At 49.3% G+C, this 22917-nt stretch carries 26 protein-coding genes; 16 read left to right on the top strand and 10 right to left on the bottom strand.

The window, feature by feature from the left end; all coding sequences use genetic code 11:
• Positions 1–2: 2 nt before the first annotated feature.
• On the bottom strand, positions 3–1085 hold the full coding sequence (gene dndB / locus PRECH8_RS02345) for a DNA sulfur modification protein DndB (protein WP_200965459.1): 1083 nt from the start codon (positions 1083–1085) through the stop codon (positions 3–5).
• Positions 1086–1326: 241 nt separating this feature from the next.
• On the opposite strand from dndB, the gene PRECH8_RS02340 reads away from it, so the two are divergent.
• The 6 genes from PRECH8_RS02340 (at position 1327) to PRECH8_RS02315 (ending at position 6998) form a co-directional block, all read left to right on the top strand.
• Entirely contained in the window at positions 1327–2544 is a 1218-nt protein-coding gene (locus PRECH8_RS02340) for an MFS transporter (RefSeq protein WP_200965458.1), read from the top strand.
• Positions 2545–2643: 99 nt separating this feature from the next.
• The gene (locus tag PRECH8_RS14595; protein ID WP_200965457.1) at positions 2644–3039 is read left to right on the top strand and encodes an SIMPL domain-containing protein; all 396 of its coding nucleotides are present in this window, start codon (positions 2644–2646) and stop codon (positions 3037–3039) included.
• Positions 3036–3395 carry an SIMPL domain-containing protein gene (locus tag PRECH8_RS14590; protein WP_200965456.1) on the top strand — a complete coding sequence of 120 codons (360 nt, stop codon included), beginning with the start codon at positions 3036–3038 and terminating at the stop codon, positions 3393–3395. The genes PRECH8_RS14595 and PRECH8_RS14590 overlap by 4 nt, the downstream gene beginning before the upstream one ends.
• Positions 3396–3550: 155 nt before the next feature.
• A complete protein-coding gene (locus tag PRECH8_RS02325; RefSeq protein ID WP_200965455.1) occupies positions 3551–4375 on the top strand; it encodes a formate/nitrite transporter family protein in 825 nt (274 codons plus the stop codon).
• 226 nt (positions 4376–4601) lie between these two features.
• Positions 4602–5510, top strand: a complete 909-nt coding sequence (locus PRECH8_RS02320; protein WP_200965454.1) for a hypothetical protein — start codon at positions 4602–4604, stop codon at positions 5508–5510.
• A gap of 657 nt (positions 5511–6167) precedes the next feature.
• Positions 6168–6998 (top strand): tetratricopeptide repeat protein, encoded by an 831-nt coding sequence (locus PRECH8_RS02315; protein ID WP_200965453.1) that lies wholly within the window; start codon positions 6168–6170, stop codon positions 6996–6998.
• 125 nt (positions 6999–7123) lie between these two features.
• On the opposite strand, the gene PRECH8_RS02310 is transcribed toward PRECH8_RS02315, so the two are convergent.
• The 6 genes from PRECH8_RS02310 to PRECH8_RS02285 form a co-directional block, all read right to left on the bottom strand.
• On the bottom strand, positions 7124–8197 hold the full coding sequence (locus tag PRECH8_RS02310) for an ABC transporter substrate-binding protein (protein WP_200965452.1): 1074 nt from the start codon (positions 8195–8197) through the stop codon (positions 7124–7126).
• Positions 8194–9000, bottom strand: a complete 807-nt coding sequence (locus tag PRECH8_RS02305; protein WP_200965451.1) for an ABC transporter permease — start codon at positions 8998–9000, stop codon at positions 8194–8196. The genes PRECH8_RS02310 and PRECH8_RS02305 overlap by 4 nt, the downstream gene beginning before the upstream one ends.
• On the bottom strand, positions 8997–9803 hold the full coding sequence (locus tag PRECH8_RS02300) for an ABC transporter permease (RefSeq protein WP_200965450.1): 807 nt from the start codon (positions 9801–9803) through the stop codon (positions 8997–8999). Before PRECH8_RS02300 ends, PRECH8_RS02305 begins: the two co-directional genes overlap by 4 nt.
• The gene (locus PRECH8_RS02295) at positions 9793–10914 is read right to left on the bottom strand and encodes an ABC transporter ATP-binding protein (protein WP_200965449.1); all 1122 of its coding nucleotides are present in this window, start codon (positions 10912–10914) and stop codon (positions 9793–9795) included. Before PRECH8_RS02295 ends, PRECH8_RS02300 begins: the two co-directional genes overlap by 11 nt.
• A gap of 16 nt (positions 10915–10930) precedes the next feature.
• Positions 10931–11473 (bottom strand): helix-turn-helix domain-containing protein, encoded by a 543-nt coding sequence (locus PRECH8_RS02290; protein WP_200965448.1) that lies wholly within the window; start codon positions 11471–11473, stop codon positions 10931–10933.
• Positions 11474–11805: 332 nt separating this feature from the next.
• On the bottom strand, positions 11806–12702 hold the full coding sequence (locus PRECH8_RS02285; protein ID WP_200965447.1) for a DUF4236 domain-containing protein: 897 nt from the start codon (positions 12700–12702) through the stop codon (positions 11806–11808).
• Positions 12703–12985: 283 nt separating this feature from the next.
• On the opposite strand from PRECH8_RS02285, the gene PRECH8_RS02280 reads away from it, so the two are divergent.
• The 5 genes from PRECH8_RS02280 to PRECH8_RS02260 all read left to right on the top strand — a co-directional run bounded on the left by PRECH8_RS02280 (position 12986) and on the right by PRECH8_RS02260 (position 17186).
• Positions 12986–14428: an arsenic transporter gene (locus PRECH8_RS02280; RefSeq protein ID WP_200965446.1), complete on the top strand. Its 1443-nt coding sequence runs from the start codon at positions 12986–12988 to the stop codon at positions 14426–14428.
• Positions 14429–14677: 249 nt separating this feature from the next.
• A complete protein-coding gene (locus PRECH8_RS02275; RefSeq protein WP_207161760.1) occupies positions 14678–14854 on the top strand; it encodes a hypothetical protein in 177 nt (58 codons plus the stop codon).
• A gap of 153 nt (positions 14855–15007) precedes the next feature.
• Positions 15008–16225 carry a YecA family protein gene (locus tag PRECH8_RS02270; RefSeq protein WP_200965444.1) on the top strand — a complete coding sequence of 406 codons (1218 nt, stop codon included), beginning with the start codon at positions 15008–15010 and terminating at the stop codon, positions 16223–16225.
• 56 nt (positions 16226–16281) lie between these two features.
• Complete coding sequence (locus tag PRECH8_RS02265) at positions 16282–16494, top strand: hypothetical protein (protein ID WP_200965443.1); 213 nt, start codon at positions 16282–16284, stop codon at positions 16492–16494.
• Between the two features lie 32 nt (positions 16495–16526).
• Positions 16527–17186 (top strand): hypothetical protein, encoded by a 660-nt coding sequence (locus PRECH8_RS02260; RefSeq protein ID WP_200965442.1) that lies wholly within the window; start codon positions 16527–16529, stop codon positions 17184–17186.
• Positions 17187–17238: 52 nt separating this feature from the next.
• On the opposite strand, the gene PRECH8_RS02255 is transcribed toward PRECH8_RS02260, so the two are convergent.
• Positions 17239–17439 (bottom strand): hypothetical protein, encoded by a 201-nt coding sequence (locus PRECH8_RS02255; RefSeq protein ID WP_200965441.1) that lies wholly within the window; start codon positions 17437–17439, stop codon positions 17239–17241.
• Positions 17440–17510: 71 nt separating this feature from the next.
• Between PRECH8_RS02255 and PRECH8_RS02250 the strand changes: the two genes are divergently transcribed.
• From PRECH8_RS02250 to PRECH8_RS14440, 3 genes are all read left to right on the top strand, one after another.
• Positions 17511–18437: a copper amine oxidase N-terminal domain-containing protein gene (locus PRECH8_RS02250; RefSeq protein ID WP_200965440.1), complete on the top strand. Its 927-nt coding sequence runs from the start codon at positions 17511–17513 to the stop codon at positions 18435–18437.
• 13 nt (positions 18438–18450) lie between these two features.
• Positions 18451–19212 carry a hypothetical protein gene (locus PRECH8_RS02245; protein WP_200965439.1) on the top strand — a complete coding sequence of 254 codons (762 nt, stop codon included), beginning with the start codon at positions 18451–18453 and terminating at the stop codon, positions 19210–19212.
• 165 nt (positions 19213–19377) lie between these two features.
• Positions 19378–19638, top strand: a complete 261-nt coding sequence (locus PRECH8_RS14440) for a DUF5704 domain-containing protein (protein WP_308808415.1) — start codon at positions 19378–19380, stop codon at positions 19636–19638.
• A 141-nt stretch (positions 19639–19779) separates the two neighbouring features.
• On the opposite strand, the gene PRECH8_RS14725 is transcribed toward PRECH8_RS14440, so the two are convergent.
• Together PRECH8_RS14725 and PRECH8_RS14430 are read right to left on the bottom strand one after the other, a co-directional pair.
• Complete coding sequence (locus tag PRECH8_RS14725) at positions 19780–20043, bottom strand: IS3 family transposase (RefSeq protein WP_200965438.1); 264 nt, start codon at positions 20041–20043, stop codon at positions 19780–19782.
• Between the two features lie 47 nt (positions 20044–20090).
• Positions 20091–20396: a transposase gene (locus PRECH8_RS14430; RefSeq protein ID WP_200965437.1), complete on the bottom strand. Its 306-nt coding sequence runs from the start codon at positions 20394–20396 to the stop codon at positions 20091–20093.
• Positions 20397–20786: 390 nt separating this feature from the next.
• On the opposite strand from PRECH8_RS14430, the gene PRECH8_RS02230 reads away from it, so the two are divergent.
• Positions 20787–21779, top strand: coding sequence for an ABC transporter ATP-binding protein (locus PRECH8_RS02230; protein WP_242457394.1), 993 nt, complete (start codon positions 20787–20789; stop codon positions 21777–21779).
• A gap of 5 nt (positions 21780–21784) precedes the next feature.
• Positions 21785–22897: an ABC transporter permease gene (locus PRECH8_RS02225; protein WP_242457393.1), complete on the top strand. Its 1113-nt coding sequence runs from the start codon at positions 21785–21787 to the stop codon at positions 22895–22897.
• Positions 22898–22917: the final 20 nt, after the last annotated feature.

The raw sequence follows: 22917 nt of genomic DNA, 5'->3' as shown, positions 1-22917 counted from the left end.
GTCTAGCTCCCTTTCTTGAATCTGTCTTCTACCCTTTGTTCATGTTCAGTTAATGGCAGACCAAGTTTTATTTTTAATAAATTTGCTGTAAGTTGAATGGTTTCATTCGTCTTATTGATTCGACCTGTCTGTCCAAATGCCCTGCCCATCCAATCTTTTTTGTTTTCTCTTGATAAATCAACGGTGGAAAGTTGTCTAATATAAGTATGCCAGCTTTTCGCATGGTTATTATACAGATAGTTGCCAACGATGCCGATCGCTTCAAGAAATAAGCCATGTGCGGCTATACATGTTGTGCGCAATTCTCGTGGAGAAATCTCCTTATTCAAAACAAGCTTCCATTCAGGAATAGAATCGCAGAGCACTTTCCAAAAAGATAGAATAAACTTTTTTTCTTCTTCTGTGACTAGCTCTCCTTTTTTCTTATTAATTAAACGGCAGTTTGTATTAAAGATATGGTTAAGAGAAAATAATTTGGGGGAATTTTTGGACAAAGAAACCCTTTCTTTATCGGTGTATCTTTCAAGCAACGGGATTTCGGCTATAACTTCTTTAGTTAATAAGGCAAGATGGTCTCTATGATCATATAGGATTCCTATTGAGGGAGTAGTGTTAACTGCGTGTCTGTTTAAATCCGCAAATATTTGCTGTGAGCGCTTGAGTCCAAGATCGTGAAAGAAAACAACGGATATTGATTCGTTCCCCAACTCAGGGGAGATTTTTAGAGCTTCTTCGATAGCTGCCCTTCTGTGTTGGCCATCATTGATTAGGAATCTAGAATCTAATGAAATGGATAACCTGCCAATGTCTTTATGCTCTTCAGAGATTGGATGAAAGGTCATTTCTCCGTCAACTGATGCAGTTAATGATGAAAAAACATAATCTTTAGGATTCTCAAGTATGTAATTGGTAATTTCGGGAATACGCGCTTTGTTCATCAAACGTTGAGCGCGGTGTTCAGGCGGTACTTCATCCTCATCAAATAAAAAAATTTTAGGGATTAATCTCATTGGACAAATTGCTGTATAAAATGGTCTTCCAGCTTGAATTCCTCGAACAGCAGGAAAATTATAACTAAAGTCCATAGTAAACACCCGCCATTTACGTGCGTAAAGTTATTTGTTTACATTGTAATTCATGATAGATGCGGGTTCAAGCAATAATTTTTTGTAGTTTAATAGTGAATTATATCTGCTTTTAAGTATACCAGACATTATGTGATATGAATGAATTATTCATTTGATCCATGTTATCCCCCCTCACAGTACCACTCACCTATCTTGCCGAATATGCATATGACAACGGCATCGCAGGGGAGTGATCGGTTTGAGGCAGCTTGAAGCCGAGGGAGAGTTTGGGCGGTTTCTGTGGATGACGGCGGTGATGAGCAGCGGGGCGCTGGTTGTCGTATCGCTTATGTATGTGACGATCCCGCTGATCGATGTCTTCGCAGAGGTCTATAACACGCAGCAGGAGAAAGCGGCATGGGCTGGCAGCATCTATGCTCTGGGATATGCTGCCGGCTGCCTGCTGGTCGGAGTGATCGGTGAGCGATATCGGAAGAGCAGGATCCTCGTTATCGGGCTGTTGATCCTGAGTCTCTGTACCCTTCTGGTGGGGGTTAGTTTATCACTGTTTTGGCTCATCTTCAGCCGCTTCATCCAGGGCGTCGTGGCAGCGCTCTTCCCGATCACCGCGCTGGCGTATACGGCCGATGTGATTCCGCCTCGTTTTCGTCCAACCGCCCTTGCCTTTATTAGCTGCAGTTTCTTCTTAGCGGGGATCTTCGGTCAGCTGTATGCCCAATGGATGGAGAATTGGCTGGGCTGGAGGATGGTGTTTTATCTGCTCAGCTTCCTCTATATCATCTTCGCATTGATCACTTGTCTCCTGCCGCAAAGTCGAAAGGTTAGGATGCACGGTCATAAGACGGATCTATTCCGACGTTTCGGAGCTTTGTTTAGAGTGCCGGGCTTGCCTATCGCTTTCGTACTGTCTTCTACGGTTTTGTTGTGTTTTGTGGCCATGTATTCCGGATTAGAGTTTTACATACCGGAGCAGTTCGGTGCACATCCGGAAGGGCTGATGCGGCTGCGGATCGTCGGCATCCCGGGCATCCTGCTCTCCCTTGCAGCAGGCATGTTGATGAGGTGGTGGGGAGCTAAAGCTCTGTTTATCGCAGGCTTAGGTGTGTCCTGTATCGGTTTGCTCATCCAGATGCTGACGGCCGCATACTTGCCGATCGCAGTCGGCAGTGTAATCACCGTCGCCGGGCTGTCGCTGGCGAACCCGAGCATCCTGGTGCTCGTAGGCATGCTGAGCGGCCGTGCGCAGGCGGCCGCCTTTGCGGTGAATGCCGCAGCTGTATTCGTCGGCGCAAGTGCAGGACCTCTCATGGCCGCCTATATCGCTTCGTATGCACAGCTCTGCGCGGTACTAATCGCTGTGTTGTTCCTGGCGATGCTCGCAGCTGCATTCGGCATAAGGGAAGAGCGTTCCAAGTCAGCCGGAGCCTTGCAAGCTTTGAGAGTTCGAGGAAGATAATGGATTGAGTCTGAATCATAATCACCGGTTTTATGAAACATCCAGCTTATATCCAACGTCCGTATAGGTGAGAATATATTGGCAAAGGAGTTGAACAGTATGACTTTAAGCAGAAGAAAGTGGCTGCTGGCATTATTGGCGGTGCCGCTTCTATTCGTTGGAGCGTTCATCGTCTCGCAATGGCAGCTTCCTGTTCAAGCTCAGGACAACTCAGCGGAAGCAAGTAAGCGGACAGTTACCGTGAACGGTACAGGTCAGATTACGATAGAACCGGATGTGGCTTACGTGAATCTTGGCGTACTGACCAATGGCAAAACAGCGGATGAAGCTCAGCAGGAGAATGCGGCAATATTCGAAAAACTAAACGATGTCCTGTTCCAGCAGTTCAAGATCGACGCGAAGGACGTGAAGACCGTCAGCTTTAATCTTCGTCCAGACTATAGTTATCAAGAGGGTAAGGAACCAACGATTACAGGATATTCCGCTTGCATATGATTCGCATCACTTACCGGGATCTGGACCGCATCGGTGAGCTGTTGGATGCAGCTGTTAAGGCAGGTGTGAACCAGATCAATCGTGTCGAATATGCCACGGAGAAATTCGAGGAATACGAATTGCAAGCGATGGAGCTCGCGATGAAGAATGCCCGACAGAAGGCTGAACGGCTTGCAGCAACAGAGGGGCAGACGATCAAGGGAGTCGTTCAGATCTCGCAGCATGGCACGAACTACGGAATCTACGCCGCAGCGGCAGCAAGTGTTGCCTTTGACGCAGTGCCCAAGAGCACGACAACGGTGAACCCCGGCGAGATCGAGATCAGCGCAGCGGTTACTGTGGTGTATGAGTTTTAATATATAAACATTGACAGCCGGTTCTTCTTCGCGGAGAATCGGCTGTTTTACTTACATCAGCAAGTGACCTTTGTTACTTATGAGGTTCACTCCCAGCAGTACAATGTTGTAGAGGGCCGAACCTCATCAAGTACAAGAAGAAAGGGTCTTTCTATATGGCAGTACATAAACCACAGCAAATCGCAGAGATAACAGTAATGAACGGTGTTAAGAAAGCACGCAACCCGATCCTTACGGTGCTGATCCTGGGCTTCTTAGCGGGTGCTTATATTGCGATCGGTTTTCTGCTTGATATCCGAGTGATCGCCAGCGCTCCCGCGGAGTGGGGCAGCATCGCCAACTTCATCGGCGCTGCCGTCTTCCCGATCGGTCTGATCCTGGTATTGTTAGCCGGCGGGGAACTGCTGACAGGCAATATGATGGCCGTCAGCATGGCGCGGATCTGCCGGCGCATCACCACGGGTGAATGGCTGCGCAATTTAATCTTAGTTACAGTAAGCAACTTCGTCGGTGCTGTGTTTGTCGCCTATTTCTTCGGTCATGTGGTCGGTTTAACCGCCGATGGTCCGTATCTGGCGAAGCTTGTCGACATGGCCGGGCATAAGCTTCATGATGGTTTCTTAGAGGCTTTCGTATCGGGGATCGGCTGTAACTGGCTGGTCGCGCTGGCCGTGTGGCTGTCCTATGGTTCGGAGTCCATGAGCGGCAAGATCCTCGGGATCTGGTTCCCGACGATGGCCTTCGTCGCCATTGGCTTCCAGCACGTAGTGGCGAATATGTTCCTTATCCCCGCCGCGATCTTCGAAGGATATTACAGCTGGGGAGAGTATTTCACGAACTTCATTCCTGTATGGCTGGGCAACTTGACCGGCGGTGCGGTATTCGTCGGCTTCATGTATTGGCTCGCCTATCTGAAAGATGCCCCTACATCAGCTTCAGAGGATGCTGCATCCGGTGCGAAACAACCTAAGAGCGCGTAGTCCGTTTAGTCTATCTGATCAAGAAAAATAAAATAATACTTCCATTATGTGAGATTATGTGGTATATTAAGTCATGAAGAATGAAGCAGAGCATCTGAGATTAAGTTGAGCATTGACGAGATATACGTTCATGGCGGTGAAGCACACCCCTCGTTTTGTTCGCGTGAGATACGCGGGCAGCGAGGGGTTTTTTATATGATCTATACGATGAATGGAGGAATTGATGATGTTAAGAGCCGTTAGACTATATGGTTCAGAGAAGGAGTTCGCCGATATGATGATGCGGCGGTTAGAGGAGGAACTGAACGTGAAACTAAGGCAGGATGAAGAGGAGCCGCTGTTGCTGTTCGGAAGAGCTGCGGACAGCGATGAGGGGGAAGATCAGTTCTATATCAGCTTGCATCACGCTTATCAGGAGTACGTCCATACCGGTGATCTGAACAGCGCCGTTGATTTTCTGAATGAGTATATCCAGACAGCACAAGAGATGATGAGTCAAGGGCTTGATGACTGGAAGCGCATCGATCTGTCCCGCGTATATCCTGCGCTGCGTGACCGCAATTATGTGGAATTGCCGGGGAATGATGATTGTCTAAGGGATGAAGTGATTCCTGGGATATATGTCGTTTATCTGGAGATGTTTGATAGGATCGGCAAGCTGATTCACCGCCCATTATTGGATGAAGAACTCGGTCAAACGGAGGAGAAGATCCGCGAGGCAGCATATCGCAATCTCCATGAAGCGGGATGGACGGGACCGAAGATGTCGCTGCCATGTCCCACCAGGAGATCCTGTACGCTTGATGTTTACATGGACAATGAGTTTCCGATCGAATACCAATTCCTCGATGATGAGCTTGCAAGCGCTAACTTGCCGGAGTCATGCTTGCTCGCCTTTCCCAATCGGAATACATCCCTCGTCCTTCGCTCCCGGGAGCCCATGCGTACCGCAGCTCAGGCGTTGAAGCTGGCGAAGGAATCGAAATTCCATGAGCTGGTGACGCGAAGTTACTATATGATGCCTTATCCGAACAGTCTGAATATCTACTGGCGCCGTTCCGGCAAAGTTACTCTTCTGAAGGTGGAACAGCGGTGCTCTAAAGGAGGTGATGGATCAGACAATCGGCCAGGTTGATCGGTACACAGGAGTTTTCATGCAAGAAGAGAGGAGGGGATGGTGAGTCCTGAGATTGAGCAAATGGGATCAAGACGTGATGGCTGTATGTAATGGATTAAGAAGAAGTCTATAGGACTAGGTTCCTGGACAGGCAGATGCTGCTGCACTGATGCTGCACAGGAACGAGGAGAAGCGTGCCTGACATTCCTATGGATTCGAAAGAGGGGCTGATGAGTGGCTTAGGTGCTTTTATTCCAGTAAACATAAACGAAGAACTCCTGCTGGGACACTCGCTTTCAAGACAATTTGTCTGTGAGCGAGTGTTTATTATTAAACATAGAAAATCCGCGAAGACTCGCGGATTTAATGTTTACTGTTGCTAGAAAATATAGTTGGCAAGGAAGTTTATTTCTTATAATGCATCTCATTGATCCCACCAGTATTTTCTCCCGTTTGCTTCTATAAAACGGTCAAACCATGCTTCAAAAGTACAGTTTAACGGGAAACAATCATCTATTGGACCATAGCTGTCGCAGACATACATATAACGATTAGAGCCTGCATGATCTTGCAATAACAGCAGCAGGCACAAGTTTCGCGTTAAGCGCAAAAAGTGGTACTATTAGATTGATATATAATGAACAAGCTTGTGCCTAATTGGAGGAGAGTCGTATTATGCCGCCTATTGTCAAAGCTTTGCTGCCCGTTGTTGTTGTCGTCGCAGTGGTCATCATCGCTTTTAGATTACATGTCCTGCTTGGGATAGGGCTGATCGCCGGGATCATCGGCTGGTCGGTCTATGCGAACCGGGCGATTATCTATGCTACCCGAGCGAATATGGCCTTCTCACGCGGTGAAGAGCAGGCTGCGCTGGAGCTGATGGAGAAGGCGCATAAGACTAAGCGTGCTCTGCCGCAGCATATGACGGGATATGCATTCCTGTTGAACCGGTTGGGGCAGCCGGAACGCGCCGAGGAGCTGCTGCAGGATCTGCTTAAGAAGAACCTGCCAGACGACATCCGGATCCTCGCTGCCGTACACTTAGCCACCTCTAACTGGCTGCAGGGGCGCAAGGACGAAGCGACCGAGCTCTTAGAAGCGCTGTATCCGGAGTTCAAGAACACGCAGTTGTACGGCACATTGGGTTATTACAAACTGCTGCGCGGGGATGACCTGGAGGAGACGCTGAAGTTTAACCAGGAAGCCTACGAATACAACAGCGATGATCTGACGATTATCGATAACATGGCGCAGAATTATTATTTCCTGGGACGATATGAAGAGGCGCGGGAGATGTATGACAAGCTGATGGAGAAACAGCCGAAGAGTGCCGATTCTTATTATTTCTACGCTCAGACGCTGAAGGCTCTGGGCAGACTGGATGAAGCCCGCGAGATGATCGCTGAGGCGAAGGGTCGCAAGCTGGCGCTGGTTACCCCGCTCACGGATGAAGACATTCATAAGCTAGCGGAAGAACTGGGTGCTGAAGCTGTTGCGAATGAATGAAGCTGAATCATCGAATCATCATCTTTGCTCGCTAATTACAAACGTAAGCCCGTCTTCTTCCAGCTCTCAGAAGATACCTGCTGAGTTGCCAGATCGAAGCGGGCTTCCGTTTGTGTTTGACGTCATTACAGGGCCATTTTGAACTTCAAGAAATATTCCGAATACTTGCCGGTCCATTCGAGACCCAGGTTCTCGTATACTTCTAAGTGCTCGCGGATCTCTTCCGGCGGGTAGAAACGCTCGTCGGTGACGACTTCTTCATCAAGCAGTTCCATGGCTGCTGCGTTCGGCGTAGAATAGCCGACATAATCGGTATTCTGGGCGCTGACTTCGGCATCCAGCATGAAGTTGATGAAGGCATGTGCGCCGTCGATGTTGCTTGCGGTCTTCGGAATCACGAAGTTATCGAACCACAGGTTGGACCCTTCTTCAGGAACACTGAATTCCAGCTCCTCATTCTCCCACATCATATCGGCCGCCTGACCGGAGAAGGTGAGGGCAACGGCTGCTTCGTTGTTCACCATGAGCGGTGTGATCTCGTCGCCGATGACCCCTTTGACGTTAGGCGCCAGTTCGATCAGACGATCGGTGGCTTGGCGCAGAATCGCATCGTCCTTCGTGTTCAGCGAATAGCCGAGGCTGTTCAGGGCCATCCCCATTACTTCCCGCGCACCGTCTACGAGGAAGACTTTGTCGCGCAGCGCGGGGTCCCACAGATCCTGCCATGTCTCGAACGTGAGATGCTCCGGGATCATATTGGGGTTGTAGACGATACCGACGGTTCCCCAGAAATACGGTACCGAATATTCGTTGCCCGGATCGAAGGGTTGATCCAGGAAGTATGGATCGATGTTCGCAAGATTCGGCAGTTTCTCATGATCAAGCGGGATGAGCAGGTCATACTCCTTCATGATCTCGACCATGTATTCTGAAGGTACGGCTACATCGTAGTTCGAGCCGCCTTGCTGGATCTTCACGAGCATCGCTTCGTTGGAGTCGAAGGTTTCATAGATCACCTTGATTCCTGTTTCTTCCGTGAACTGTTTGATCAGATCGGGATCGATGTACTCTCCCCAGTTATATACGGTGATGACGCCGGCGCCGCCTGCGCTGCCCGTCGACTCCAATGTTTCTGCCGTATAGAAGAGGAGCGCGCAGACGACGATGACGGCTATCGCGGATTGGATGAGTGATTTCATACGCGCACCTCCACATTGGATGAATCTTTGCTGGAACGTCTAAGGATGATATGGTATCCAATCACGACCAGCAGCGTGATTACGAAGACGATGCCGGAGATGGCATTCACCGTCAAGGTGATCCCCGTGCGTGCCATCGAGTAGATCTCGACGGACAATGTGCTGAAGCCGTTGCCGGTGACGAAGAAGGTTACGGCGAAGTCATCGAGCGAATAGGTCAGAGCCAGGAAGAAACCGGCGAAGATACCCGGTTTGATGTAAGGCAGGATGACCCGCGTCAGCACATCCCGCTTCGTCGCGCCCAGATCATGTGCAGCATCGATCAGCGAGCTGTTCATCTCCATCAGCTTCGGCAGCACCATCAGCACCACGATCGGAACGCTGAAGGCGATGTGCGAGATCAATACGGAGGCGAAGCCGAGACGTACGCCGATGATCGTAAACAAGATCAAGAAGCTGGCACCGATGACCACATCGGGACTGACGATCAGCACGTTGTTCAAAGAGAGCAGGGTGTTTCTCAGCTTCTTATTCTTAAGGGAGACGATGCCGAGCGCTCCCATCGTGCCGAGGATTGTCGCCAGCAAGCTGGATAGCAGAGCGATGAGCACGGTGTTGATCAGGATGACGATCAGCCGGGTGTCTTCAAACACCGCCGCATAATGCTCCCATGTGAAGGATTCAAAGTGATTCATCGTCCCGCCGCTGTTGAAGGAATAGAAGATCAAGTAGAAGATCGGCACGTACAGGATGATGAAGACGATCGCTAAGTAGATTCTTGCTGTCATGGGTAATCTGTTCATCGTACGCGACCTCCTCTTGTTCTATTGCCAGTAAACAACATGCTGGCCACCATGATCACGATCAGGAAGACGGCGATCGTCGACCCCATGCCCCAGTTCTGAGCCACAAGGAATTGCTGTTCGATCGCTGTACCGAGCGTGATCACCTTGTTGCCGGCGATCAGCCGCGTGATCATGAAGAGCGACAACGCCGGGATGAAGGTGACTTGGATACCGGATTTTACCCCGTCCATCGTCAAGGGCAGGATGACGCGGCGGAAGGTCGTCCAGCCGGATGCGCCCAGATCGCGGGCTGCATAGATCAAGGTCTTGTCCAGCTTGTCCAGCGAGTTGAAGATCGGCAAGACCATGAATGGGATGAAGATATAGACAGCTACGAATATGAAGCTGAAGTCCGTAAACAGAATCTGCTTCGGTTCGAAGCCGAACACTTGCAGAAAGGCGTTGATCGGTCCGTACAAGCCGAAGATGCCGATGAAGGCGTATGTCTTAAGCAGCAGGTTGATCCAAGACGGCACGATGATCAACATGAGCCAAAGCTGCTTGTGCTTCGTCTTCGTTAGAAGATAGGCGGTCGGGTATGCGAACAGCAGCGTGAAGAACGTGATCAGGATCGCATACCAGAAGCTTGTCAGCGTCATCTTCATGTACGAAGCAGAGAAGAAATTCACGTAGTTCGACAGGGTAAATTCCCCGTTCAGGTCCAGCATGGAATAGTAGAGGACCAGCAGAATCGGGGCAACGACGAAGACGACGATCCACAGTACATACAGGAATAAGGAACTTTTGGCTCTAATCTGCATCTTCGTCATCTCCATCCCCATCGGCGTAGGCTTCCAATCGCTTGTCAAAGTCCTCTTCCGATTCATTCAGACGCATGACATGAATGGCTTCCGGTTCGAAGTACAGTCCGATCTCTTCTCCTACTTCGGCTTTCTTCAGCGAGTGAACCAGCCATTCATTGCCGTCCTTGTCGTAGGTCGACAGCTCGTAATGAACACCGCGGAACAGCTGGGTATCCACTTTAACGACTAGTTTGCCCTTATCCACGGAAGTAATCTCTAAGTCTTCCGGCCGGATGACGACATCGACCTTCTCATTCGGCTTCATCCCGCCGTCGACACAGTCGAACACCTTACCGTTGAACATGACTTTGTAATCTTCGATCATGATGCCTTCCACAATATTCGACTCGCCGATGAAGTCTGCAACGAAGCGATTGATCGGTTCGTCGTAGATATCCACGGGCGTACCGGATTGCTGGATGACGCCTTCGCTCATGACGAAGATCTCATCGCTCATCGCCAGCGCTTCTTCCTGGTCGTGGGTGACGAAGACGAAGGTTTTGCCCAGACGCTGCTGCAGTTCGCGCAGCTCGTATTGCATCTCCGTGCGCAGTTTCAAGTCCAGGGCAGACAAAGGCTCGTCCAACAGGATGATCTCAGGGTCGTTAACGATCGCCCGTGCGATGGCCACGCGCTGCATCTGACCGCCGGACATCTCGTGGATCTCGCGGTTCTCATAGCCCTGAAGATGAACCAGTTTCAAGGCTTCGCTGACTCTCTCCCGAATCTCGGACTCCTTGATCTTCTTCACGCGAAGTCCAAAGGCGACGTTCTCGAACACGTTCAGATGGGGGAACAGCGCGTAGTTCTGGAAGACGGTGTTCACTTGTCGCTCATTAGCCGGCACATCATTCATACGTTTGCCATCGATGTACACGTTCCCGCTGGTTGGTTTCTCAAACCCGGCGATGATCCGCAGGATCGTGGTCTTCCCGCAGCCGGACGGGCCAAGCAGCGTATAGAACTTGCCCCTCTCCAGCGCGAAGTTAATATTTTTGAGCACGACGGTGTCATCGTCATATTGTTTGGACACATTCTCAAAGCGAATAATGGGTTCTTGCTTCTTCATCTTCTTCCTTGGCCTCCTACAAGTATGAATGAGTTGCCACTAACAAGATTTTCGACGGACCATCATTAGCGTTGGATACTTGATGGGATAATTTCGCATCGTAGTAGACGGCATTGCCTTCATCTGCGATGTATTGTTCATCCCCTAACTGAAGGCGGATCTTGCCCTCTAACACATAGATGAATGTCTCGGCCAGTGATGGTTCGAAACTTTTGAACTCCCCATTCTTCTCGAACGTGATGAGCACGGGCTCCATTTCTTTCTCGTTGGAAGTGGGAATGAGCCAGCGAATATCGTAACGCTTCTCCTCATCGATATAGGATGTTTGATCTTCAGGCGTATATACGATCTTCGGCGGCTCGCCTTCGTCATCGAAAAATTCCTTCGGTGTCGTGCCGAGCACTTCCAACAAGGTGAACAGCGTTTCGATGGAAGGGGAGTTCAGATCGCGCTCCAGTTGCGAGATATAGCCTTTGCTCAGATTGGTCCGCTCGCCGAGTTCTTCCTGCGTCAGACCCTTATGCAGCCGCAAGGATCTGATCTTGGCTCCAATCTGCATGTCAGCCCTCCTCAGTAAGGTTAGCTAAAAATAAACTCTGAGTAAACGAAGTTTACTTATACATTACTTTAGGTTTACTATAAACACGAACAAATAACATTATATTAAAATCGACACGCTTTGCAATAGGTTTTTCACAAACCGCCCAAAAATATTTTATGACAGCCTTTACATTTCCTAATAAATAAAAAAGCGCCATCCTGTCCTTCCCCCGTCACCAGTACATGCGGGCAAAGGCACAGAATGCCGCGTCTAATCTTATAGTCATGATTCGGTTAGCGGACAAAACATGGATTATTGTTCGGTATACCCGCTCAGTATTGCCTGCTGCATTAGGGTTCCAACTGCTCAACGGGACGGAAACCTTTCGTCTTAAGAAAACTCATCCGATGCTCAAAATTCACCATCGCCTCGGAGGGATCGATCTTCGCTAAGTTTAAGGAGTTTAACACGCCGCGGTCGATCCGTACGGAGACGATCGTCGCAAGTTCCGTCCTCCCCACCGCTTCGTTCAGCTGGTAGTCGCGGGCATGGATCAGAACTTCTGTGAGCGGCAGCAGGGCGAAGAGGTCGCGGGCGATCCGAAAGATCGTGCTGCATACATAGTCTTGCTCGAGGCTGTAATAGCGGGTTACGGGCATCTTGCTGATGGATAATCGGCCGGTTTTGGTCAGTGACTTGATCTCCTGAGGGATCACCTTCCTGGATTGCACGATGAACTCGACGACGGCGATCTTCTTGTCCTCCCGGACCGCCATGTGAAAGGCAAAATCACTTCCGAGTTCTGCCAAGTCGGCGAAGGGCTGCAGTTTCTCTATGGCTTCTTCATAAGCTGATCGATCTTCAGCCAAGATCCTCGCCGCCAGCTCCCGCTGTTTCTGCCATTCTCGGTACTCCGCCCGTTCCTCTGTTCTGGCCGTTTCGAGAGTACGCTGCAGAGCTTCCCGCTTCTTCCTGACTCTGCTGAACAGCCGATCCCACAGATTGGGCTGATAGCCCGCTAACGCTTGTTCAGCTTGGGCTTCGCGCGGACCTTTGCCGTCTGGATCTGGTTCGAAAGGTGCGGGACGATCAAGTACTGAGGTCCAGTCGACGGGCAGATCTGACTCGAGGTGAACGGTTCGCAGCATGCGAATATAGGATTCGTAGAGTTCGACTTCACGCATCGCCCGGTGCAGTTCATGCAGTTTCTGCTGTTCCTGCAGGAAATTCCGGAACTCTTGCTGCATCTGAGATGCGGTTGTTCTGCGTTTGCTGCTTAGCATCATAATGTCCGCGATTCCTCCCATTAATGTTATGGATGTTATTTTTCGCCAACATCTAACATATTCCTTCTTCATTCACTGATATTTCATGAATATTGTGTGGAGATGATGCGGCCTATGTCGATTGTGAGCAGGCAGACTTATCATCGGACCGTGCATTGGTGTATGATATTGTTCGCATCAATCATTAACGGCCTTAAACATGAAACATAAATCCTATTCATCATCTGGCGGGAGGCTGGCTTCTATGGGTTTAGCTGCATGTCTGATCTTCATCGTCACATTGGTCCTGGTGATCTGGCAGCCGAGGAACTTGAATGTAGGCTGGTCCGCCAGTGCCGGGGCTGTGCTGTCTCTTCTGCTTGGCGTTGTCAGCTGGTCAGATGTCCTCGCTGTGATCGATATCGTATGGAATGCTACATTTGCCTTGATTGCACTGATCATCATCTCCCTAGTCCTCGATGAGATCGGCTTCTTCGAATGGGCCGCTTTGCATATGGCCCGCCTCTCTCGGGGCAATGCCAGGCATTTGTTTGTCTGGATCATCCTGCTCGGGGCGGTGATGTCTGCGTTGTTCGCCAATGACGGCGCGATCCTCATCATCACGCCGATTGTGCTGTCGATGATGAGACAGATCAATATGACAGGGAGATGGATCCTCCCCTTTGTGATGGCCAGCGGATTCATCGCAGATACCGCTTCGCTGCCCTTTGTGATCAGCAATCTGGTAAATATACTGTCAGCGGATTTCTTCGCCGTTGGTTTCGTGGAGTATGCCAGCCGGATGCTCGTGCCGACCATAGTATCCGTCGCCGCCAGCCTTGCTGTGCTGTACCTGGTCTATCGCCGGACGCTGCCCAAGTCCTATGAGCCGGATCATTTGCCGTTCCCGCAAGAAGCCATCCGAGATCCGCGCATCTTCCGGATGTCATGGATCGTCTTGGGCGGATTGCTTGCTGCTTATTTCGCGAGCGAACCCCTTGGGATCCCAATCAGTTTCCTCGCTGGGGCGGCAGCCCTCCTCTTGTTGCTTATGGCAAGGCGAAGTCCAGCAGTGGATGTGCCGGGACTCCTAAGATCGGCACCCTGGAATGTCGTCGTCTTCTCAGCGGGGATGTACATCGTCGTCTATGGTCTGCACAATGCGGGGTATACGGACTTGCTTGCATCACTCGTGCAGAAGCTGGCGGAAAGCGGCTTGTTCGCAGCAACCATGGGCATGGGCTTCATCGCCGGCATCCTGTCCTCGGTGATGAACAACCTGCCGACGGTGGTCTTCGATGCCCTTGCGATCCAGAGCACGGAGACGGAGGGCCTGCTGCGGGACTCGCTGATCTACGCGAATGTCATCGGCTCTGACCTTGGTCCGAAGATGACACCGATCGGCAGTTTGGCCACCTTATTATGGCTGCATGTGCTTTCGCGAAGAAGGGTGAAGATCAGCTGGGGGTATTATTTTCGCATAGGAGTCTTGCTTACGGTGCCCACATTGTTCGCAACATTGGCAGGGCTTTGGTTATGGCTGTCTGTCGTCGACGCCCTTGAATGGACCGTATGGCAAGCTGCCGCGGTCAGTCTGCTGCTGACAGCGGTCTTAGGCTTAGGAGCAGTGCTTATGGTCTTATGGACCAAGAGAAGGAGAATCAAAGCATCCGAGCAGATGGATCTTGGCCAGCATTCCTCCGCTTAGGCGGAAGCGCGGAAGCTTGGAATATATACGCAGGATGGCGCAGTAAATTGCATATGGGAGCAGAAGCTTGGCCCTGGCATGTGAAATGGAATGGGCCAAGCTTTTTTGGTGTAAATTAACTTGAAGATGCCGTGCTCAACCGATTGTCCTTTGGCTTCGATTATTGGATAATACGAAAGACTTGGAAAGCCTATTAATGACAAATGACTGGAAGGGGACTACCTCGGCAGAGTGTTCGGCGTGATGAGCATGATCACGACATCGATGATGCCCATCGGCATGCTCATCTTCGGTCCGATGGCTGACTATATCGCAATCGAATGGCTGCTCATGGGTACGGGATTGCTTATGATGGCTGCTGCCTTCGCGAGGTTTAGGAACCGGGTATTGATCGAAGCGGGCAGATCGGCACCGGCTGCCGAGTAAGAAGCATGAAGAGCGGAGCATGAAGTCGTTTCGCGGCGCCTGTCGATATTTTCAAAATATATTAAATGGAGTATGCTTAATAGAACAAGCGAATTTGGCGGATAATAACGGCCGGATCGCTGTCAAGATTTTATAGGGATATGAGGGAAACGCATGGGAGACAAGCTTCAAGCCTTGGAAGTCAGACTGAAAGAACTGACTCGTGAGATGAATCGTGAATATGCATTTCAAAGCAAGGTCCTCACTTCGCTGCCGGACATCTTATCGCTGTATACGAAGAAGGAATTGTATCATCTTGCAACTGCCTATGAGATTGCCGGTCGCTCGAAGATGAATAAAGAGGAACTGGTTCGGGCAGTTGCGGCTGCCTGCTGCGAGCCCGGCAATATGAAACGAAATCTATTGAGACTCGATAAAGAACAATGGGCGTTCTTCATGCGGGTTCTTCGGGCTGAGCGCCTGGTGGACGATGAAATTCACCCTAGGGATTACATGGAAGCGAGTTTGTATGGATTGATCTTCAATTTCTATCATGAGGGCGAAGTAACCTACATCGTTCCTGCTGAGATCAAAGATGCCGTCAGCCGCATTGATCTGGACCAATTGAAGCGCATCCATGATCGGTATCAGCTGGTCATTCAGTATGTGAAAGCTCTGGTTAACTTATATGGAGCCTATCTGCCGGACCAATTAATTGAGATCTTCAACAGCCAGAATGAGGAGCCGCTGACGGAAGAGGAATTGTTCAGCATTCTTGACTTGTACCTGCAGGCGAACCAGAAATTTGACATGCTCGGGCCTTATATCGTGGATGTGTATTATACTTCCGGAGAACCCAAGGAACAAGAGAAGTTTCACGAACTGCTGGAGCGTGCGGAGGGCAAGCCTTACTATGTACCGGAACGGGACGAGCTGTTAAAGTATGCAAGCAATGACTACTTTGAGATGACGCCGCAGCTGGAGGCGCTCAAAGCGTATGTCTTGAAGCACCTTCACGGCGATGAGCAGATGGTGGATGCGCTCATCGATGATGTTCAATTTCATTGTTGGATGGAGGCGCCGCTGCAAGAGATCTTCTGGGAGTTTGAACGGCGGAGGATTTATTTTGACAGTGAGAAGCAGATTCGTGAGATCGTACCTCTGATCATCGACGTCTACAACCATACCCGTCTGAGATCCAACCGCGGCTACACACCGAATGAACTGAGCAAGATCACTGGACGGAATACGCTGTATAACAGCAGCATACCCATAGAGGTCGAGCATCAGGGCAAGGTGGTGCCCTTTAGACGAAGCGGAAGCAAAATCGGCCGCAATGACCCTTGTCCCTGCGGCAGCGGTAAGAAGTATAAGAAGTGCTGTGGAAAATAGGGCTGCCAGCAAGTCAGCAATGACTGGCTGTTGAGCAGACCCGCACGTGATCCATAATGAAGATTACTAGTTTAGGTATGTTTTCAGCGGCGGGACTTATTTTTGTAATCTTGACGCTTCCGTTATTCTTCTTTAACGACTTGGAATTAATATACCAGAGCAAGAACCTTGAATTAATGACGCTTTATGATGGGGCACTGTATCAAGCTGTTGCTGATGCCGCTTATGCTTTGCAGCTAGCAATTTTGATATACTTCACGATCCAATAGCTCAGGAAGTCCTACAAGCGTATGTTCCTCTTGTGGCCATCGTTGATTATGATGGCCTGTGGATCCACGCGGGGGAAGAGTTTAGGGATTTTAATGGAGATATGCATTACAAGCATGTATGGCAAATGAAACATCTCTTTACCAGGGGAGATCTAGAAGGGAACACATTCTCATTCACCTTGGATGATTATGTATATTTTTACGATCAAAGCACCGGCATTCGCTACGAAGGGACCAGGGAGGAAGTTAATCTCGCCGCAGGAGGCAGGATTGATGTTTTGAATGACGAGGATTTATTCGAAGAAGTAAGGAGGCTAACAATAATACAGACCATCCAAGATCACCTGGCAGCAACTATTAATGCGCACAACGAAAAAGTTAAGAAATATGGGATTGTTTATCAATTTACGCTGCCGGTATTCAGCCAAGAAGAGTGGAGCAATACGATCGATGATATTTCAGTTATAGCATTCTTGCAAGGAATCCCTATGTATAACCAGCATTATAACAATTATGCCCTTGGGGGTAGCAGGCTTATGGTTCGGGATGGGTATTTTGGGACGATTGAAGATGGAATTAAAGTCTATTATCCCGGAAGATGCCTGAATGGCCATGAGGTTATCGAAACTTTTTCCTCAGCGAAGCAGGCGGCTCAATCTGGGTACATACCGAGAAGCTGTTTAAATCGCTGATGATTATTCGATGAGGGCGGACAAAAGGTGGCAAACGACTTGCCGCCGCGCTTCACGATATCACAGCCCTCCGCCGCGGCAAGGGAGAGCCTGTCGGCCGCTGCGGCATATGCTCCCGGCATGGCCGGTCCGCTAATCCTCGCGCCCTTGTCCGCGTCGAGCCGTCCACTCCGCTTGTCTTGGTCTTCGCAGCATAGACTTCGCCGCCGCCAAACGGAGGTACCGGGACGGCGATCGGGCGAAGCATACTCAAGATGTTTCTTCGATGTGATGATCGTTTGCCGGGCGGCAAGTATTTTTTGTCTGTTTAGGAGAATGATGTGTATGAAAAGAATCGTATTAGTGTTAGTTGCATTAGCTGTGATGTTTATGATTGTTCCTGTTTATGCAGCTGAGATGAAGCCGATTAATATTGTCATTAACGGTGAAATCTTTGTTAGTCCCGAAGGGGAACCGGCGCCTTATGCTAACAAAGATCAGCGAACACTGATTCCGATTCGTTTCTTTGCCGAGAAGCTGGGAGTACCAAATGATGAAGAACACATTAAGTGGGATCAAGCAAGTCAAACAGCAACGATTACAGACGGCACTAATATTGTAGAGATCCCAATGGGTTCGAAAGAGATTAGGGTTAATGGTGAAAAAGTATTGATGGATACAGTCGCTGAGGTTAAGAATCAGCGTATCTTTATCCCTGCCCGTTACTTAGCAGAAGGGTTAGGGGCGAATGTTTACTGGGATCAGGAAGATCAGACGGCAGTCTTTATGACGCAAGAATATATAGACAATCATAGAGTAAAGAAAACTAAGCGAGCCATGGATATTGATGATCCTTATCTAGCATTAGAGTATTATGATTTACTTTCAGAAAAATATAGAAATATCCGTTCTTTCGGTGATAGCCAGACTTTCTTAAAGCGCATGAAGGAAGCTAGAGCTTTAGCAAATAAAATCAAGATTGATGTTGATAAGGAGAATGGTACTGCCTCTATTACACTTCCTAAGTACGATAAAGACGACTTCTACATTATCCTAGATACGGTTACGGATGGTAAGCAGTATTTAGATGCAGGTACGTATTCTGTAGCATTTAAAGATGCAATGGAAGGACGTAAGTTATTCTATATCGATATTTCCGACAGGAATTATGGTGCAGCTGTTTTGTACGGCTTGTATGGAATGATCATTGATGATGAATTTATGGCTATTGAGGGCACAAAGGGATTTGATATGTTCGTGTCTCTTAATTAAGGGGGAGTAAGCATTGCGTAGAATTTTCTCTTTAATGTGCGTTCTAGCTTTACTTACTCCGTTGCTTCCTCTTTCTCTTTTTTCTTTGCAAGTTTATGCAACGCAGAACACATATAATGGCATACAGGCAGCGAATGAATTGGATCAGTTTAAGCGAATTCCCGATTCGTATCCTTCATACCGTGTAAGTGGCGATGATTTAGATATGATGACAGCTAGATTCGCATATGTAAAATTTGATGATCTTCCCGTACAGCTCTATATGGCTGTAGACACTGAACTAACAGCGAACAACGGCTATATTCTCATCCATGAACAGGATGTTGCTTCTTGGATTGCATATTACGGACAGTACAGCACGGATCAGTTTATTACGCATATTAAAACTATTACTCCAAAAATAAGAGTAATGGTAGGCGGAGTTCCGGAAATCTTTTATAACCACGCAAAGATTGCAACATATGCCGGTGGATCTCCTGGTGAGTTCTATTTCCGTCAGCTTCCAAACGGGAACTGGGAACCAAGAGTATCCGGTATCCAGCAGTATGATACTGTGTACAAGCATCTCATAGAGATGAATATGCCGAATAACGCGGAAGTTGGCGAGGAAGTATCCATCAGTTTACGAATTAGAGATGGAAGTGTGTTTTTAAATCAACAGCAATTTTGGCATTTAAGTGTTACAAAACCCGATGGCAGAGAGTATTTGCTGCATAACCATCGCGTCTTGCCAGATTCATTCACCCATGAGTACCAAGAGATAGTACATTTTTAAATTTGAAATTGAAGATGGATCTTATCACAACGATTACCGTACTCAAACGGAACTTTATTCTGTTACCGTTGAAGTTACGGTCGGCGATGCAGAAGCACCTGGACCGGAACCAGAAGATCCACCGGGCCATGGCCTGATCCCGGTCCTTCTCCCGGCGGATGTTCCGTGGTGATCCAATCACCGTCCAACGGTAGATCTCTTGCATCGGAGGTCCTTAATCCCAATGCTTACGGCGTTATTAGAGCCGACAGCAGAGGGAATGAAAGATTTGATGTATTGCAAGGCATTCCAACAAGCGAATCTTTATATGCAAACGCTTTTGGACTTAATTATTTACTCAAGTATATGTTCCAAGAGAAGACCGGCAAGGTAACGTATAGTGTGCCGGTTCAAAAAAAGAATCGAGAATCGGGAAGGTTCGTGTGAAGAATGACAGCTTGACCTTTAACGGATCGACGGTTATGAGCGGAGCTTTCCAAGAAGAAAGAACCGCTGATCCAAGCGCTGTTCCAGAGCCAACGATGATTAATCAGAATGTCTTATATCGTCCGGGATTGGTTAAACCCTTTATTTACCTGTATGGGTAGATGTTGATACACAAGAACGAAGATTTAACTCCTGCATGTATTTGCTGACCGTGCGTTCCACAATGCTGTATCCTTCTGAAAGGAGCTTCTGGGTGATCTTCGGACTTCCGTATCGCTGCTCATTGTCATAAAAGTGATAGACGATTCGTTCCTTGATTTCCTTGCGTTTTCGTTCTGTTTCACTTGGTTCTGCCGACCGCCATTTATAATAACCGCTCCGGGATACTTCAAGAACCTTGCACATCTTCTACACCGAGTGCTCGGAGCGATGCTGCTCGATGAACTGGAACCTTAATTCCTTGGTTTGCTGAAGATGTGCACAGCTTTTTTTACAATCGTGAGTTCTTCTTTGAGGTTTTCAATTTCTCGGTTTTTTGATGTAAGCAGCCGTTCTTTTTCTTTGAGTTCCTGCTCTAACTGACGTACACGTTCGGCGCTTGGCACATCGTCAAACCTGCGGTACTTAGCTGCCCACTGCCGCAGAGTACCGATAGGAATTTGAAGCTCATCTGAGATCTCAGGCAGCGTTTTGGTTTGATCTTGAATGTACTTGACAGCTTGTTTTTTGAAGTCCTCATTGTAACGAGTTTTGGTCATTGTGGAACCCTCCAAATAGTATGATTACATTATCCACTACTTCTTAGAGAGTGTCCACTTTTTATACTAAATCTATATCTGACGTTTCACACACTCACAGCCCGTTTGCTGCCAGCTCTCGTCCTGCCGTCTCAAGCACTTATCTCCTCGTCTGCATGTTCATATAGAGCAGATCCAGATAGGCGGCAGCGCCTTGTCTGCCTGCAGGTCGTCCCCGTCGATCATACCCATCCGTCCGAACCTAGACCAAAGTCGGGGATCAAACCCGACTGGGGCATGTTTGCGAGAAGGTGGAAACGTAATAGGATGGTGTTGGGATTGTGAACATCAAAATTTTACCTGCCAAAGGGTTCTTAATTCCGAGATGTTCTACTACAATGAGATAACTCTATGAGTCGCGAGCATAAGACATCAGACCAGATGAAGATCAATGATGGAAGGGAGATTGAGATTATGGCTGTATTAACCGTGCAGAATCTGCGCAAATCCTTCGGCAGCGTGCAAGCTGTTGCGGATATCAGCTTTGCTGTGGAAGCCGGTGAAGTGTTCACCATCATCGGTCCCAACGGCGCCGGCAAGACGACAACCTTGGAGATGATCGAAGGGCTGATCAAACCCGATGGAGGCAGCATCTCCTTCGGCGGTATGAACTGGGAGAAGGATGCTGACAAGATCAAGATGATGATCGGCATTCAGCCGCAGACGGAAGCGATGTTCGATCTGCTGACGCCGAAGGAACATCTGGATCTCTTCGCCAGCTTCTACAGTAATCCGATGTCCACGCTGGAGATTCTGGATATGGTGAATCTCACTGAGCATCGCAATAAGAAAGTGAAGCACCTGTCAGGCGGACAGCGCCAGCGGCTGGCCATCGGTCTTGCGATGATCGGTGATCCGCAGATGCTGTTCCTCGATGAACCGACGACAGGCCTCGATCCGCAAGCCAGACGCAATATCTGGGACATCGTGCTGCAGCTGAAGGAGATCGGCAAGACGACGATTCTTACCACTCACTACATGGATGAGGCCGAGAAGCTGAGCGATCGCGTGTGCATCGTCGATCAGGGCAAAGTCATCGCCATGGATTCACCGGCTGCCTTGATCAACAATCTAACGAAGGAGCGGGAAGTCAAGCTGTCGTTTATCGACGGGGAATTCGCAGCGGAAGATGCCGAGCAGTATGCGCGAAGCCTGCCGTCGGTTGTACGAATCGAACGCTCGGGCCGCGATTTGCTGCTGTGGACGATCCAGCCGGAAGATGCGCTGCACAGCATCTTCGGATATACGAAGGAACAGGGGTATCGAGTAGATCAGGTATCGATCCGTGAGATGAGCTTAGAAGATGTCTTCATCTCTTATACGGGTAAGGAATGGAGGGATTAAACGCGATGATGAAACAGTTAAAGATGATGTTCCTGGCCCAGTGGAGGTTGAGCTTCCGCGAACTGCAGGCTTGGTTCTGGGGGATCTTCTTCCCGGTCATCCTGATGGTAATCTTCATGGTCATCTTCAGCGGCGGTTCGGAGGATGATTTCCAAGTGAAAGTCGCCGTTGTCTCCGAACAGCCAACGGAGGCTGCGGTCATCATACTCGAACAGATCAAACACATCCCGGTTCTGGAATTAACGGAAGACAGCCCAGCCTCACGGGAAGAAGCTGAGGCTCTGGTTATAGATGGTGAAGTCGCCGCGGCGATCCTGCTGCCGGATGCTGAAGACGGGGATGAGCTGACGCTGATCGTGAACAAAGAAAAGGAAACCAATGCCGCTGCGATGACGGTCAGAGGAATATTGAGCCAGGTGGTGCAGCAGACAAATCTCATCGTGTCAGGAGCGGCGCCGGCCTATGGGCTGAAGATCGAGTCCGTATCAGCTGGCAGCGATGATCTGAAGGCGCAAGATTTCATCATGACGGGAATGATCGCCCTTGCCATCGCACAGAGCGGGCTCTTCGGCATGGTGGATATGGTGGAGATGCGCCGCAGAGGCCTGCTCAAGCGCCTCCGCATGACGCCGGCGAAGATGGGTTTGTTCGGCTTCAGCGATATGATCATGCGGCTGGTGTTCGCCGTCATCCAGATCGTGCTTCTCTCGCTGATCGGCGTCTATATCTTCGGCGCGTCGCTGCATATCGATCTGATCAGCCTGTTGGTCATCTTCTTAGTTGGGGTTCTGTCATTTAATGCGATGGGCTATTTCTTCTCTTCGATCAGCAAGACGTCGGAAGCCTATATGGCTATGGCGAATATCCTAAACTTCTTGATGATGTTCTTAAGCGGCATCTTCTTCGCTGTCGAGACGATGCCGAGCTGGCTGCAGCCCTTATCCAATATCCTTCCGCTCACCTATTTCGTTAACGGGATCCGCGACAGCATGGTCTACAACACCGGCATATTAACGGGTTCGTTCTGGTTCAGCATCGGCGTGATCACCCTCTGGGGTGCGGCAGCCTTCATCCTCGGCTCCCTCTTCTACCGCAGCCGCTCTATCACCACCAGGTAATCCAGGCGAATGAATGATCA

Origin of the sequence: Insulibacter thermoxylanivorax (assembly GCF_015472005.1) — a bacterium.
Classification (GTDB): domain Bacteria; phylum Bacillota; class Bacilli; order Paenibacillales; family DA-C8; genus Insulibacter; species Insulibacter thermoxylanivorax.
This window is presented reverse-complemented; position numbering and strand designations above follow the sequence as displayed.

What these genes read in the sequence shown, in the direction of transcription:
- dndB (WP_200965459.1), bottom strand. Translation starts at nt 1,085, where the DNA reads ATGGACTTTAGTTATAATTTTCCTGCTGTTCGAGGAATTCAAGCTGGA.
- PRECH8_RS14595 (WP_200965457.1), top strand. Translation starts at nt 2,644, where the DNA reads ATGACTTTAAGCAGAAGAAAGTGGCTGCTGGCATTATTGGCGGTGCCG.
- PRECH8_RS14590 (WP_200965456.1), top strand. Translation starts at nt 3,036, where the DNA reads ATGATTCGCATCACTTACCGGGATCTGGACCGCATCGGTGAGCTGTTG.
- PRECH8_RS02325 (WP_200965455.1), top strand. Translation starts at nt 3,551, where the DNA reads ATGGCAGTACATAAACCACAGCAAATCGCAGAGATAACAGTAATGAAC.
- PRECH8_RS02320 (WP_200965454.1), top strand. Translation starts at nt 4,602, where the DNA reads ATGTTAAGAGCCGTTAGACTATATGGTTCAGAGAAGGAGTTCGCCGAT.
- PRECH8_RS02315 (WP_200965453.1), top strand. Translation starts at nt 6,168, where the DNA reads ATGCCGCCTATTGTCAAAGCTTTGCTGCCCGTTGTTGTTGTCGTCGCA.
- PRECH8_RS02310 (WP_200965452.1), bottom strand. Translation starts at nt 8,197, where the DNA reads ATGAAATCACTCATCCAATCCGCGATAGCCGTCATCGTCGTCTGCGCG.
- PRECH8_RS02305 (WP_200965451.1), bottom strand. Translation starts at nt 9,000, where the DNA reads ATGAACAGATTACCCATGACAGCAAGAATCTACTTAGCGATCGTCTTC.
- PRECH8_RS02300 (WP_200965450.1), bottom strand. Translation starts at nt 9,803, where the DNA reads ATGCAGATTAGAGCCAAAAGTTCCTTATTCCTGTATGTACTGTGGATC.
- PRECH8_RS02295 (WP_200965449.1), bottom strand. Translation starts at nt 10,914, where the DNA reads ATGAAGAAGCAAGAACCCATTATTCGCTTTGAGAATGTGTCCAAACAA.
- PRECH8_RS02290 (WP_200965448.1), bottom strand. Translation starts at nt 11,473, where the DNA reads ATGCAGATTGGAGCCAAGATCAGATCCTTGCGGCTGCATAAGGGTCTG.
- PRECH8_RS02285 (WP_200965447.1), bottom strand. Translation starts at nt 12,702, where the DNA reads ATGCAGCAAGAGTTCCGGAATTTCCTGCAGGAACAGCAGAAACTGCAT.
- PRECH8_RS02280 (WP_200965446.1), top strand. Translation starts at nt 12,986, where the DNA reads ATGGGTTTAGCTGCATGTCTGATCTTCATCGTCACATTGGTCCTGGTG.
- PRECH8_RS02275 (WP_207161760.1), top strand. Translation starts at nt 14,678, where the DNA reads ATGATCACGACATCGATGATGCCCATCGGCATGCTCATCTTCGGTCCG.
- PRECH8_RS02270 (WP_200965444.1), top strand. Translation starts at nt 15,008, where the DNA reads ATGGGAGACAAGCTTCAAGCCTTGGAAGTCAGACTGAAAGAACTGACT.
- PRECH8_RS02265 (WP_200965443.1), top strand. Translation starts at nt 16,282, where the DNA reads ATGAAGATTACTAGTTTAGGTATGTTTTCAGCGGCGGGACTTATTTTT.
- PRECH8_RS02250 (WP_200965440.1), top strand. Translation starts at nt 17,511, where the DNA reads ATGAAAAGAATCGTATTAGTGTTAGTTGCATTAGCTGTGATGTTTATG.
- PRECH8_RS14725 (WP_200965438.1), bottom strand. Translation starts at nt 20,043, where the DNA reads ATGTGCAAGGTTCTTGAAGTATCCCGGAGCGGTTATTATAAATGGCGG.
- PRECH8_RS14430 (WP_200965437.1), bottom strand. Translation starts at nt 20,396, where the DNA reads ATGACCAAAACTCGTTACAATGAGGACTTCAAAAAACAAGCTGTCAAG.
- PRECH8_RS02230 (WP_242457394.1), top strand. Translation starts at nt 20,787, where the DNA reads ATGAGTCGCGAGCATAAGACATCAGACCAGATGAAGATCAATGATGGA.
- PRECH8_RS02225 (WP_242457393.1), top strand. Translation starts at nt 21,785, where the DNA reads ATGATGAAACAGTTAAAGATGATGTTCCTGGCCCAGTGGAGGTTGAGC.